The organism is Streptomyces sp. NPDC019531, from assembly GCF_044903305.1.
In the GTDB taxonomy this organism is placed as follows: domain Bacteria; phylum Actinomycetota; class Actinomycetes; order Streptomycetales; family Streptomycetaceae; genus Streptomyces.
Genome location: NZ_JBJDQL010000001.1, coordinates 252,442 through 264,643 on the forward strand (window position 1 = coordinate 252,442; position 12,202 = coordinate 264,643).

The window sequence follows — 12,202 nt, forward strand, 5'->3', positions numbered from 1 at the left end:
CAACCCCCCGGTCAAATGTGTACGCGTACGCACACTCCACCCCTCGCTGTCTCGTCGAGCATGCCCGGATAAGGCCACTCTGTGAATGACGTAAGAGCAGACTAAATACGAGTCAAATAAAGACCGTCAAGGCTTTAAGAAAACCGACTGCACACAGCAATTACACAGAGAGTGACCATCTTGCCATTCACGCCACAACAAACAGAAAGCGGCTCCAGAGGGGGCAAATTGGAGCGAAGCTGACGTATTTTCTGCACCGATATCAGCCAACCAACGGCCACTTCACCAAGCTTTCACATGACAGGTACGGGAACGTCGTGATACGTTCACTGGCGAAAAAATCCGCACCGGGGCTAGGCGCGCATTTCACTTCCGGTCGCGCGGCATCGCGTGGCATCGCGTGGCCTGAAAGGCAGACCGGCCGTTTCGGCGACTCTCCCCACATCGGCGAGGCCCAGCCAGCCAAGTAAGGTCCGTGGAATGCCGAGAGTCAAAGTCAGCGTCATCGTTCCCGTCTACAACACCGGGAAGTACGTCGACGAATGTGCCCCGTCGCTGCTCGGGCAGAGTCTGCCCGCCGACGAGTACGAGGTCATCTACGTCGACGACGGGTCGACGGACGACACACTGGGCCGACTCCAGAAGATCGCCGCCGCGCATCCGAACGTCCAGGTGCACACCCAGCCCAACTCGGGGTGGCCGGGCGCACCGCGCAATCTCGGGATGCGTCACGCCAAGGGTGAGTACATCCAGTTCGTCGACCATGACGACATGCTCGGGCCCGAGGCCCTGGAGCGGCTGTACGCGCACGCCAAGCGGAACGACGCCGACGTGGTGCTCGGCAAGATGTCCAGCACGATGGTGCGGCCCCGGCGGCTGTTCCGGCACACGGTGGACGCCTGCACGATCGAGAACGACGAGCTCATGCAGAGCATGTCGCCGCACAAGATGTTCCGGCGGGAGTTCGTCGAGGAGCATGGGCTGCGGTTCCCCGAGGGCCCCTGGATCCTGGAGGATCTCGCCTTCGTCAGCGCCGCCTATCTCAAGGCCGAGCGGATCTCGGTCCTCGCCGACTACCCCTGCTACTACTGGATGAAGAGGGACGACGGCGGCAACAACACCCAGCACCGTTTCAATCCGCGCCACGGCTTCTGGTCCAACTGCCGCACCATCGTCCGCCAGTTCAAGGACGGCACGACCCCGTCCGACGACGTCGACGCCCTCCAGAACCGCCTCCTGCACCGCCTCTACCACGTCGAGATCCTCTCCCGCGCCCGCGAACCCGAGATCCTCCGCGAAGACCCCATCGAGCAGCGCGAACGCTTCGAGGCGGCCCGGAAGCTGGCCCTGGAGGAGTTCCCCGCCGCCGTCCGGGAAGGCCTCCCCACCGTCTCCCGCCTGCGCGCCGAACTCCTCGAAAGCGGTGACTTCGACGGTGCCCTGGCCCTCGCTGAGCGCATCCGTGAGGTCAAGGCCCGCAGTGCCGTAGGCGAACTGCGGTGGGAGGGCGGTCGGCTGGTCGCCGACGTAACCCTTGACCTGCTGCGCGGGGACGGCGAGCCGCTGGTGCTCGTCGAGCGGGACGGGAAGCGGTGGCTGGACCCGGAGCTGCTCATCGGGGTGCCGGGGACCGAGGGCGGCTGGGAGGTCCGGGACCCGTTCCGGCTGGCGTACGCGGAGCTGGTGGTCAAGGACCGGGACCGCGAGGACTGGTGGTACCCGGAGGGCGACCTGGAGGTGCGGCTTGAGCCGGCAGGCGAGGGGCGGTCGCGGCTCGTCGCGTCCGGGCAGCTGCTGCTCGACCCGGAACGGTTGGCCGGCGGGCGGCCGCTGGAGCGCGGGGTGCACGACGTGTGGGCGTTCGTCCAGCTGCTGGGCGTCGACCGGATGGTCCGCCTGACCGGCGACGCCTCCCCGGGTACCCCGGCCACGGGCCCGGCGCTGACCGGTGGGCGGCTCGTACTGCCGTACTGGACGGGCAGCGGTCAGCTCGCCCTCGATGTCGACCAGCGCCAGCGAAGACTCGGCCCCGACACGGCCGGTGCCGCCGCCACGAACACCGCGCGCGGCGAGCGGTCGCTGCCTCTGCCGTACGTGGCTGCGACCGCGGACGGTTCTGCGGCTCGCTTCAAGGTCACCGTGGCCGCCCTGTCGGTGGACGCCGAGCTGATTCCCGGAGACGGCGAGGGGACGACGGCACAGCTGCGGCTCCCCGGCCGCCTGAAACTTCCGGCCGGACGCCACCCGGTCAGTTTCCCGAAGACGGACGCCCCGGTCGCGTACGCCGTCGTCCGGGACGGCACCCTGCTGCGCCTGGAGGGTCCGGCCCACGAGTCCGGCACCGGGCGCCGACTCCTCGACGCGGTCGCGGACAACCGCCAGGTCCGGCGGGTACGGCGACGACTGGGCCGATAGGACGGTTGCCGGGGCACCGCTCGGGTCTGCGGTGCCCCTTCATGCACTACGCGTACGCCGAGATGTCCTTGATCATCGCGAACCCGAGACCGTACGCGCTCATACCTCTCCCGTACGCCCCCACGTGCACCCCCTCCTGCGTGGAGCCGGCGAGCACCCAGCCGAACTCCGACTCCCGGTAGTGGAACGGCGTGGGCACCCCGTCCACCGGCAGGGACAGCGTGGACCAGTCGGGCCCGTCGAGGTCGTCCGCGAGGACCCAGGCCGTCTCGGTCTGCTGGTCCAGCCAGTCGTCGCGCAGGGAGTGGTCCATCTGGCCGGGCCAGGTGAACGACAGCAGCCCCACCCCGGCCAGCCATGCGGCGGAGGAGACGGACGTGGCCTCCAGCAGCCCGGTGCCGTCCGCGCTCCTGCGGGACGGGTTCGCGGCGACGGTGACGACGACCGCGAACTTCTCCTTCGGCTCCCCCGAGGAACCGGCCTCGTTCTTCACGGAGGGCTCGTCACCGTGTCCGATCGACCCGTGCTCGACGGCTCCGTCGGCCGACGTGCCGACCTGCATCAGCCAGCGCGGCCCCGTGAAGGCCTCGTCGAGGCCGTACCAGGGGAAGGGCGCCTGAAGGTAGCCGTCGATCGTGCGCCGGGCGGAGGGAACCTGCTGGCCACCCTCCGCGGCCGGCGCCTGCGCGACTGCCCCACTCGTCGTCTCCATGTGCCGGACGCCTCCTACTAGCTCTCGTCGGACCGGACCGGCCCGCCCCCCTTCGGGCGGCGTCGCTGGTTCGCGTACGGCCCGCACAACAACTCGGCAGCATAGCCACACCGCTCCGAGCTGCCGGGAAACCGCCCGGCGCGCGGGGCGCCCGGGGGGTCCGGTTCAGGCCGTACGAGGCGTGAGCGTCCTATGAAACGCGTCACGCGTCGAGTACGACAACGGCGTCGAGTACGACAACGGAAAGGCGCCCACGAGCCGAACTGCTCGAAGGCGCCTTCTCTGGTGGGGCGTACGGCTCAGGTGGCGTCCGCGTCGAAGGGCGGGCGGTCGTCCTCGCCGGACTCCTCGGGCTTCTTGGTCATGTCGATCCGGCCACCGGACGAAGAGGACGACGACGGCGAGGTGTCCGTACTGTGCACGGAGTCGGTGACCTCGGCCATCTCCTTCTTCAGGTCGAAGCCGTTGCGGATCTCCTTGAGCCCCAGTTCGTCGTTGTCCAGCTGCTTGCGGATGAACGTCTTGGGGTTGAGGTCCTCGAACTCGAAGTCCTTGAACTCGGGGCCGAGCTCCGACCGGATGTCCTGCTTGGCGCTCTCCGAGAACTCGCGGATCTTGCGCACGGTCCGCATGACGTCCTGGATGACCTTCGGAAGCTTGTCCGGACCGAAGACGAGCACGGCGAGGACAACGAGCGTGATCAGCTCTAGCGGTCCTATGTCATTGAACACCTGAAGCTCCTTGGGGTCCGGGCCAGGACCACGGTACCTGCCGTTCCCGTATGACCGGTACTGTCACGAGGGTTCCGAGCGCGGGTCGGTGAACGGTTTTCCGGGTTGTTTGCCTTGTGGGGCGGGGTTCGGAGCCGCGCCTGTGAGGTTTGTGTCAATCGGTGTGCGTCAGCTGCCGTCCGAGGATCCAAGGGTCAGCGAGACCGTGGTCTCATTGCCGTCGCGTTCCAGGGTGAGCCGCAGACGGTCGCCAGGGCGGTGGGCACGGGTCTTGATGATGAGCTCGTCGCCGGAGTGGATGCGCCGCCCGTCGACCTCGGTGATCACGTCGCCCGCTTCGAGCCCGGCCTCGTCGCCCGGTCCTCCTTCGGTGACGGCGGGCCCGCCGTCACCGCCCTTCGTCCCGACGCGGGCGCCGTCGCCGGTGTAGTCCATGTCAAGGGTGACGCCGATGACAGGGTGGGTCGCTTTGCCGGTGTTGATCAGTTCCTCCGCGACCCGCTTGGCCTGGTTGACCGGAATGGCGAAACCGAGCCCTATGGAGCCGGCCTGACCGCTCTCGGAGCCCGAGCCCTCGTCGGCGGAACGAATGGCGGAGTTGATGCCGATGACACGGGCCCGGGAGTCGAGGAGCGGGCCCCCGGAGTTGCCGGGGTTGATGGGAGCGTCGGTCTGCAGGGCGTCGACGTACGACACGTCGGTCCCGTCCGCTCCGTCGCCGGCGGTGATGGGCCGCTCCTTCGCACTGATGATGCCGGAGGTGACGGTGCCCTCCAGGTCGAAGGGGGCGCCGATGGCGACGACGGGATCGCCGACCTGGACGTTGTCGGAGTTGCCGAGGGTCATGGGCCTGAGTCCGCGGACCCCGCTCACCTTGACGACGGCGAGGTCGTACCCGCTGTCCCGCCCTACGACGGTGGCCTTGGCGGTGTCCCCGCTCTGAAACGTCACCGATATCTCGCCGTCGGCCCCGGCTGGCTCCACGACGTGGTTGTTGGTGAGGATGTGGCCGCGGTCGTCCAGCACGAAACCGGTCCCGGTCCCGGACTCCGCGGTGCCGCTCACATGCAGGGTCACGACACTGGGCAGCGCCCGGGCGGCGATCCCGGCCACGCTGTCCGGAGCCCGGCCACCGGATTCCTCCTCGGCCTGCGGCAACTCCACGACGTCACCCCCGACACCGTTTCGCTCCAGATACGCCCCTACGACCCCACCGACACCGCCCGCCACGAGCGCGAGCACCGCCGCACCGCCGACGAGCCCGCGCCGCACCCGTCGACGCCGCGTCTCCTGGGAACCGACGGCGGCGCCGTTCTGCTGGAGGGGGGCGCGGACGGGGGCCCAGGGGTCGTAGTTCTGCCAGGGAGTGGAGGCGGGGGGCGTGCCGGGACCAGGGGGCTCGGGCGGGAGGGCGGTGGAGGGGAGACCGGTCGGCGGTGGAGCGTCGACTGCCGGAGGTCGCGTGGGTGCGTCCGGGTGGGGCGCGGCCGGGACGGGGGCCTCGCCTGCCGCGGCCGCGGTGGGCACCGCCTTGTCATGGGACGGCGACGCCGAGGTGGGCGGGCTCAGGGACAGGGTCGGCGTCGGCGTACCGTGCGCGGGTGTGGTCGCCGGGTGCTGGACCGGTGGGGCGGGGGCCCAGGGGCCCGGCACGCCGTACGGCGGGGTGCCGGCGGAGCCGGAGTCGTGCCGAGGCTCGGGGTGGTCCACGGCCGGTTCTACGGCGGGAACGGCCGGGCCGGAGCCCCCCGTCGGCAGGGCCACCGCGGGCCGTGCCAGTTCGTAGTCGCCGTCCGTGGTGGACGAGCCCTGTGGCGGCCTCAGCTCGAAGTCGCCCTCGGCCACCCGCGCTCCCGCTCCCGCAGCAGCCGTCCCACCACCCTCCGGAGGCTGCAGTTCGAAGTCCCCGTCGGACCCTGTCGGGGCGGGTGTCGGGGTGGCCGCCTCGCCCGCCCGCCCCGGACCCCCCTGCGGCCGACGTCGGCTCCACCGTTTCGCCTTCGTGGGCTTCCCCTCGTTCATGCTCTCCCCACAGCTGACCGGCCGCGGTTCGCGGCACGTCGACCTACCTGTGGATTCAACCAGGTTCACGCGCCGCGGAGCAGGGCGTCGGTCAGCGGGGGGTGCTGGAGGGGGCGGAGGTGGTGTGGGGGACGGGTGCGGCGAGGAGACCGGGGGTGGCGAGGTCCGGGGTCGTGGACCAGGACGTCAGGGTGAGCGGCGGGGTCGCGCTGAGCGGTCGTATCAGGGGAGACATCGCGGCCGCGCCGGCGACCACAGGCGCCGTGAGGGTGTGCAGGGCCGCTTCCCGAACCTGGGCCGGAACCCCCGGCAGCAGCGGTGCGGAGGCCTCCGTCGAGGCGACCGGGGTGTCACCGAGCGTCCGCTGCCCCTCTTCCTGCGCGAGCAGCGGGCCCACGCCTCGGCGGCGCTGGTTCTCCGGCACCGCGGCGCCCGTGCCCGGAGTGCGCGCCGGAGTCACATTGCTGCCGGCTCCGCGGGCGTCGGTGTCGCCCGGTGCGCCGGTGGTGACGCCGCCCAGCGCGATCGCGGCCAGCGACACCGCACCGGCGGCGACGAACGCGAATCTCATGCCGCGCGAGGCCGAGCGCTCGGCCTCGTGACGGCTGACGTCATGGATGCGGAAGCCCCGGCCCGCGGCGGGCGGGAGCACCGCGGCGTGCGGGCGGGCGGGGACGTAGTCGAACTCGAAGCGCTCGCCACGTCTCATGCCGAAGACCCCGGCGGTGTCGGGTCGTCCCGACAGTCCTCCGAGTCCTCCCCCGCCGAACGGCGAGCTGTCGCCGTCCTCCGGGTCACCTCCCGGAAGCCCCTGGAGGCGGGCCAGGAAGCTTTCCGAGGGCGGCGGCGGGGCGGCCTCCGCGAAGACGTTCTTCAGGCGGCGCTGGGCGTCCGCCTCCGCCTTGCACTTCGGGCAGGTGGCGAGATGCGCGAGGACACGCTCGCGCGTCGCATGACCGAGCTCGCCGTCCACCAGGGCGGCCAGTCGGTCTCCCAGATGCTGGTCCGCGAGGCTTCCCTCGCCGGGTTTGGGCAGTGATCCACTCACGCGGGCGCGCCCCCTCCTCCCAGCGCGGGGACCCGGGCCATGAAGGAGCGGCGCTCGGCGCGGGCCTCCGGCGAGCGGTGCGCGAGGGCCTTGCGCAGCTGGGACCGGCCGCGGTGGATCCGTGAACGGACGGTGCCGAGCTTGACGCCCAGGGTCGCGGCGATCTCCTCGTACGACAGTCCTTCGATGTCGCACAGGACGACCGCGGCGCGGAACTCCGGCGCGAGGGTGTCGAGGGCCTGCTGGACGTCCGCGTCGAAGTGGGCGTCGTTGAAGACCTGCTGGGGCGACGGCTCGCGGCTGGGCAGTCGCTCGGCCGCGTCCTCGCCGAGGGCGTCGAAGCGGATGCGCTGCTTGCGGCGGACCATGTCCAGGAAGAGGTTGGTGGTGATGCGGTGCAGCCAGCCCTCGAAGGTGCCCGGCGTGTACGTGGACAGCGAGCGGAAGACGCGTACGAAGACCTCCTGCGTGAGGTCCTCGGCGTCGTGCTGGTTGCCCGTCAGGCGGTACGCGAGGCGGTAGACGCGGCCGCTGTGCGTGCTGACGATCTCCTCCCAGGTGGGCGGAGTCCACGCCTGCCCGTCCGCGTCGGTGGCAAAGGTCGCGGTCTGGGCGTAGTCGCCGGCGTGGCTGTGGTCAGCAGTGTCGTTCACGGATTTCGGCCTGCCCGCCGATCCGAGGAAGCGCCTCAGCACTCCCCCACGATCTCCAGGCGCGGCCGCACCTCCCCTGTCGGCTCTGGTTGTCTCCAGTGGAGCCCCTACCATAGCCACCTCGCCCGTTAGCTCCGGATAAGCGGTTTTACGAGAATTTGATCTGGGCTGATACCACTCGGGCCCCTGCGTCAGCAGTTGCTCGAGGGCCTGCTCGGCATCGTGATCCAACTGTGTCCCCCCGGGTGCGTCTCCACCCCTCTAAACGCCCGGTCCCATCTGCGGGTTCCCGACGGCAACGGATACAGTCACGCCCAGGCAACCACGGGGCAAGGAGAGGGTCATTACCGGCAACCGGCAGACGAGCTGGGCGTTCGCCGACGCCTACGTCGCCGAGGACGAAGTCCTGAGCTGGGCCCGGGACCGGGCCCGTGACGCGGGGCTGCGCTCGGTGTCGCCCGGCGCGGGCGCCGCGCTGCGGTTGCTGGCCGCCTCCGTGGACGCCAAGGCCGTCGCCGAGATCGGCACCGGTACCGGCGTCTCCGGTATCCATCTCCTGCACGGGATGCGTGCGGACGGGGTGCTGACCACCGTCGACCCCGAGCCGGAACACCAGCAGTTCGCCCGGCAGGCCTTCCGCGCCTGCGGCTTCGCCAGCAACCGGGCCCGCTTCATTCCGGGCCGCGCCCTGGACGTCCTGCCCCGCCTCGCCGACGCCGGCTACGACCTCGTCTTCTGTGACGGCGACCGGCAGGAGGTCATGGACTATCTCGCTGAATCGTTGCGCCTGCTGCGTCCGGGTGGTCTCGTCGTCTTCGAGGGCGTCTTCGCCAGCGGCCGCACGGTGGATTCGGGGCCGCAGCCCACGGAGGTACTGCGCCTCAGGGAGCTGCTGCGGGCCGTACGCGAGAGCCAGGATCTGGTGCCGTCGCTGCTGCCGGTGGGCGACGGACTGCTGTGCGCGGTCAAGCGCTGAGCCCTGCCGGGCCGTAGAGGCAGCCACAAAGACAGCTGGGCCCGTCGGGGCCATGAAGACAGACGTGGGCCGTACGCCCATCCGTGGTTCCGGCCGGGCAGACCTCTGCCCCGACACCATGTGCGATGCCGGGGCAGCCGAAAGGGTATGGTCGCTTCCGCGTCAGCCGACGACCTTCTTGAGGGCGTCGCCGAGCGCGTCGGCCTCGTCAGGGGTCAGCTCGACGACGAGCCGACCGCCGCCTTCGAGCGGAACGCGCATGACGATGCCCCGCCCCTCCTTGGTCACCTCGAGCGGGCCATCGCCCGTCCGCGGCTTCATGGCCGCCATGCTCGTTCCCCTTCCTGAAACCAGCTCATCGTCAAAGCCGACAGCCCTGGGAGGGCACGCGGATCCTGACAGGGACACGCGCCACCGGCATCGAACACATTGCTTCCAAGCCATTATCCCGCATCTCAGGACCCGATGACCAACATCAGTCGGCATCGCTTGGGCAACGCACGCGAGCAAAACCACTCAATTCGGCGATGTGGCTGCGATACTCCGCCGCTGCGCGGATCTCGATCGGCTCTGAGCGCTCCGGAATTCTTTGACGCAGGTCACACGTCCGGTCCGGTCCTCGGACGGCGATCTCCGCCATGCTGTCCTTCGGACATCGGACGCAGTGGACACACCGGAGGGGATACGCCATGGCCGACACCGTGCTCTACGAGGTGAGCGACGGGCTCGCGACGATCACGCTGAACCGGCCCGAGGCGATGAACGCGCTCGATGTCGCGACGAAGGTCGCGTTGCGGGAGGCGGTGGAGTCGGCGGCCTCCGACGACGCCGTACGGGCTGTGCTGCTCACCGCCGCCGGGGAGCGGGCGTTCTGCGTGGGGCAGGATCTCAAGGAGCACATCGGGCTGCTGATGCAGGGCTCCGATGTCGTGATGAGCACGGTCAGGGAGCACTACAACCCCGTGGTGCGGGCGCTGACGGAGATGCCGAAGCCCGTGGTCGCCGGGGTGAACGGGGTCGCGGCCGGAGCCGGCTTCGGGATCGCGCTGGCCGCGGACTACCGGGTGGTGGCGGACACCGCCGCCTTCAACACGTCCTTCGCGGGAGTCGCGCTGACCGCGGACTCCGGGATCTCGTGGACACTGCCGCGGGTGGTCGGGCCGGGCAGGGCCGCGGATCTGCTGCTCTTTCCGCGGACCGTCTCGGCGCGGGACGCGTACGAGCTGGGCATCGTGAACCGTCTCGTGCCGTCGACCGAGCTGCCCGCGGAGGCGGAGAAGGTGGCGCGGACGTTGGCCTCGGGGCCGACGGTGGCGTACGGGGCGATCAAGGAGTCGCTGGCGTATGCGCTGTCGCACACGCTGGCGGAGACACTGGAGAAGGAAGACGAGTTGCAGACGCGGGCCGGGGCGTCCGAGGACCATGCGATCGCTGTGCGGGCGTTTGTGAACAAGGAGACGCCTGAGTATCTGGGGCGGTGAGCCCCGTGGAGGGCTGCGGGGCCGTAGTGGCTGGTCGCGCCCACGCGGCGGAGCCGCATGTCGACACGGCCCCGCGCCCCTCAAGGGGCGCTTCTCGCCGCGCAGCTTTGCAAGTGGTCGTTCACCAAGCCGCACGCCTGCATCAGGGCGTACGCCGTCGTCGGTCCTACGAAGCGCAGGCCCCGCTTCTTCAAGGCCTTGGACAAAGCTGTCGACTCCGGGGTGACCGCCGGGACGTCGCCCAGTGTTTTGGGGACCACATGGGTCCCAGGGGCGTGCGACCAGATCAGTTCGTCCAGTTCGCCCGGGGACCAGTCCGCCAGCACCCTCGCGTTGGCCATCGTCGCGTCGACCTTGGCTCTGTTGCGGATGATCCCGGGGTCGAGGAGCAGGCGGTCGCGGTCGGCGTCGCCGAACGCGGCCACCTTGGCGATCTCGAAGCCCGCGAAGGCGGCGCGGAAGGTCTCGCGGCGGCGCAGGATGGTGATCCAGGACAGGCCCGACTGGAAGGCCTCCAGGCTGAGGCGCTCGTAGAGGGCGTCGTCGCCGTGGACCGGGCGGCCCCACTCCTCGTCGTGGTACGCCACGTAGTCCGGCGTGGACAGGGCCCAGGGGCAGCGCAGCGCGCCGTCCGGCCCGGCCAGGGCGGCGCCTTCGGTCACTGCTGCTCCCCGTGGCCGTGGTCCGGCTTCTCCATGGTGACGTGCGCGGCGGACTGAGCGCCGGCCAGCGCGGACTCCAGGTCGGCGATCCGGGCGTCCCGCTCGGCGAGCTCGGCGCCGAGGCGGCTGAGCGCGTCGTCCACGTCGGCCATGCGGTAGCCGCGGGCCGTGAGGGGGAAGCGCAGGCTCTCGACGTCGGCCCGGTCCACCGGCCGGTCGTACGGCAGGGGGTCGTGGAGTCGCTCCGGGGCGGCGTCCGGCAGCGGGCCGTCGCTGTCGCCGCCGCCCACCACGGCGAGCGTCACCGCGGCGACCACGACCGCGAGCGCGATGACCAGGAACAAGAACATAACCATCGCTGAGGTCCCCATGGTCCCTGCCGACGGCGGGCCGCCGGCGTCGAATGTGTCAGGGTCCGATCGTGCCATGCGAGTCTGACAGTTAGGGTCGCAGGCGGCTGAAGTCCGGGACGTACGAAGTGAGGTCACAGGGGATGCTCAGGCTGGGCAGGCGTGAATTCGACGCGCATGAGCCGGTGATCATGGCGATCGTGAACCGGACCCCCGACTCCTTCTACGACCAGGGGGCCACGTTCCTCGACGAGCCCGCCCTCGCGCGCGTGGAGCAGGCGGTGGCCGAGGGGGCCGCCATCATCGACATCGGCGGGGTCAAGGCCGGGCCGGGGGAAGAGGTGTCCGCGGCGGAGGAGGCGCGGCGGACCGTCGGGTTCGTGGCGGAGGTGCGGCGGCGGTTCCCGGATGTGATCATCAGCGTCGACACCTGGCGGGCGTCCGTCGGCGAGGCCGTGTGCGAGGCGGGGGCGGATCTGCTCAACGACGCGTGGGGCGGGGTGGACCCGGGGCTCGCGGAGGTCGCCGCGCGGTACGGGGTGGGGCTGGTGTGTACGCATGCGGGGGGCGCGGAGCCTCGTACTCGGCCGCACCGGGTGACGTACGACGACGTCATGGCCGACATTCTGCGGGTGACCGTGGGGCTGGCGGAGCGGGCGGTCGCGCTGGGGGTGCCCCGGGAGTCCGTGATGATCGATCCCGGGCACGACTTCGGGAAGAACACGCGGCACAGTCTTGAGGCGACTCGGCGGCTCGGGGAGATGGTGGACACCGGGTGGCCGGTGCTGGTGTCCCTGTCCAACAAGGACTTCGTGGGCGAGACGCTGGGCAAGCCGGTGAAGGAGCGGGTGGTGGGGACGCTGGCGACCACCGCGGTGTCCGCGTGGTTGGGGGCTCAGGTGTACCGGGTGCACGAGGTCGCCGAGACGCGGCAGGTGCTGGACATGGTGGCGTCGATCGCGGGGCACCGGCCGCCGGCGGTCGCGCGGCGGGGGCTGGCGTAGGGCCTTTCTCGCCCCCGCCGCCCCTACCCGTCCCGTCCTCCAGGGGGCGCCGCCCCCTTCGGCCCCCCCCCCACCAAAAACCCAGGGGGGGGGTGTTTTAGGGGACAGCCAAAAAAACCAAACCCCCCCCCCCCCCGCCCCCCCCCCA

At 70.6% G+C, this 12,202-nt stretch carries 13 protein-coding genes; 4 read left to right on the forward strand and 9 right to left on the reverse strand.

The window, feature by feature from the left end:
- Positions 1–480 precede the first annotated feature (480 nt).
- On the forward strand, positions 481–2,415 hold the full coding sequence (locus ACI2L1_RS01205) for a glycosyltransferase family 2 protein (RefSeq protein ID WP_404737215.1): 1,935 nt from the start codon (positions 481–483) through the stop codon (positions 2,413–2,415).
- A 46-nt stretch (positions 2,416–2,461) separates the two neighbouring features.
- Here ACI2L1_RS01205 and ACI2L1_RS01210 read toward each other — a convergent pair whose 3' ends face one another.
- The 5 genes from ACI2L1_RS01210 to sigE all read right to left on the reverse strand — a co-directional run bounded on the left by ACI2L1_RS01210 (position 2,462) and on the right by sigE (position 7,623).
- A complete protein-coding gene (locus ACI2L1_RS01210; protein WP_404737216.1) occupies positions 2,462–3,127 on the reverse strand; it encodes a hypothetical protein in 666 nt (221 codons plus the stop codon).
- Between the two features lie 299 nt (positions 3,128–3,426).
- Positions 3,427–3,858 (reverse strand): sec-independent translocase, encoded by a 432-nt coding sequence (locus ACI2L1_RS01215; RefSeq protein ID WP_404737217.1) that lies wholly within the window; start codon positions 3,856–3,858, stop codon positions 3,427–3,429.
- Between the two features lie 168 nt (positions 3,859–4,026).
- Positions 4,027–5,880, reverse strand: a complete 1,854-nt coding sequence (locus ACI2L1_RS01220) for a trypsin-like peptidase domain-containing protein (protein WP_404737218.1) — start codon at positions 5,878–5,880, stop codon at positions 4,027–4,029.
- A gap of 91 nt (positions 5,881–5,971) precedes the next feature.
- Positions 5,972–6,928, reverse strand: a complete 957-nt coding sequence (locus ACI2L1_RS01225; RefSeq protein ID WP_404737219.1) for an anti-sigma factor family protein — start codon at positions 6,926–6,928, stop codon at positions 5,972–5,974.
- Positions 6,925–7,623, reverse strand: coding sequence for an RNA polymerase sigma factor SigE (gene sigE / locus ACI2L1_RS01230; RefSeq protein ID WP_062023999.1), 699 nt, complete (start codon positions 7,621–7,623; stop codon positions 6,925–6,927). The genes ACI2L1_RS01225 and sigE overlap by 4 nt, the downstream gene beginning before the upstream one ends.
- 235 nt (positions 7,624–7,858) lie before the next feature.
- Here sigE and ACI2L1_RS01235 point away from each other — a divergent pair, with 235 nt between their 5' ends.
- A complete protein-coding gene (locus tag ACI2L1_RS01235) occupies positions 7,859–8,557 on the forward strand; it encodes an O-methyltransferase (RefSeq protein WP_404737410.1) in 699 nt (232 codons plus the stop codon).
- 162 nt (positions 8,558–8,719) lie between these two features.
- Here ACI2L1_RS01235 and ACI2L1_RS01240 read toward each other — a convergent pair whose 3' ends face one another.
- Entirely contained in the window at positions 8,720–8,887 is a 168-nt protein-coding gene (locus ACI2L1_RS01240) for a DUF3117 domain-containing protein (protein WP_003966491.1), read from the reverse strand.
- 145 nt (positions 8,888–9,032) lie between these two features.
- On the reverse strand, positions 9,033–9,197 hold the full coding sequence (locus ACI2L1_RS01245) for a hypothetical protein (RefSeq protein WP_404737220.1): 165 nt from the start codon (positions 9,195–9,197) through the stop codon (positions 9,033–9,035).
- 49 nt (positions 9,198–9,246) lie between these two features.
- On the opposite strand from ACI2L1_RS01245, the gene ACI2L1_RS01250 reads away from it, so the two are divergent.
- Complete coding sequence (locus tag ACI2L1_RS01250; protein ID WP_404737221.1) at positions 9,247–10,038, forward strand: enoyl-CoA hydratase/isomerase family protein; 792 nt, start codon at positions 9,247–9,249, stop codon at positions 10,036–10,038.
- 80 nt (positions 10,039–10,118) lie between these two features.
- Here ACI2L1_RS01250 and ACI2L1_RS01255 read toward each other — a convergent pair whose 3' ends face one another.
- Together ACI2L1_RS01255 and ACI2L1_RS01260 are read right to left on the reverse strand one after the other, a co-directional pair.
- Positions 10,119–10,700, reverse strand: coding sequence for a DNA-3-methyladenine glycosylase I (locus tag ACI2L1_RS01255; protein WP_404737222.1), 582 nt, complete (start codon positions 10,698–10,700; stop codon positions 10,119–10,121).
- Positions 10,697–11,056: a DivIVA domain-containing protein gene (locus ACI2L1_RS01260; protein ID WP_404737223.1), complete on the reverse strand. Its 360-nt coding sequence runs from the start codon at positions 11,054–11,056 to the stop codon at positions 10,697–10,699. The genes ACI2L1_RS01255 and ACI2L1_RS01260 overlap by 4 nt, the downstream gene beginning before the upstream one ends.
- 137 nt (positions 11,057–11,193) lie before the next feature.
- Between ACI2L1_RS01260 and folP the strand changes: the two genes are divergently transcribed.
- Positions 11,194–12,054, forward strand: a complete 861-nt coding sequence (gene folP, locus ACI2L1_RS01265) for a dihydropteroate synthase (protein WP_404737224.1) — start codon at positions 11,194–11,196, stop codon at positions 12,052–12,054.
- Positions 12,055–12,202 lie beyond the last annotated feature (148 nt).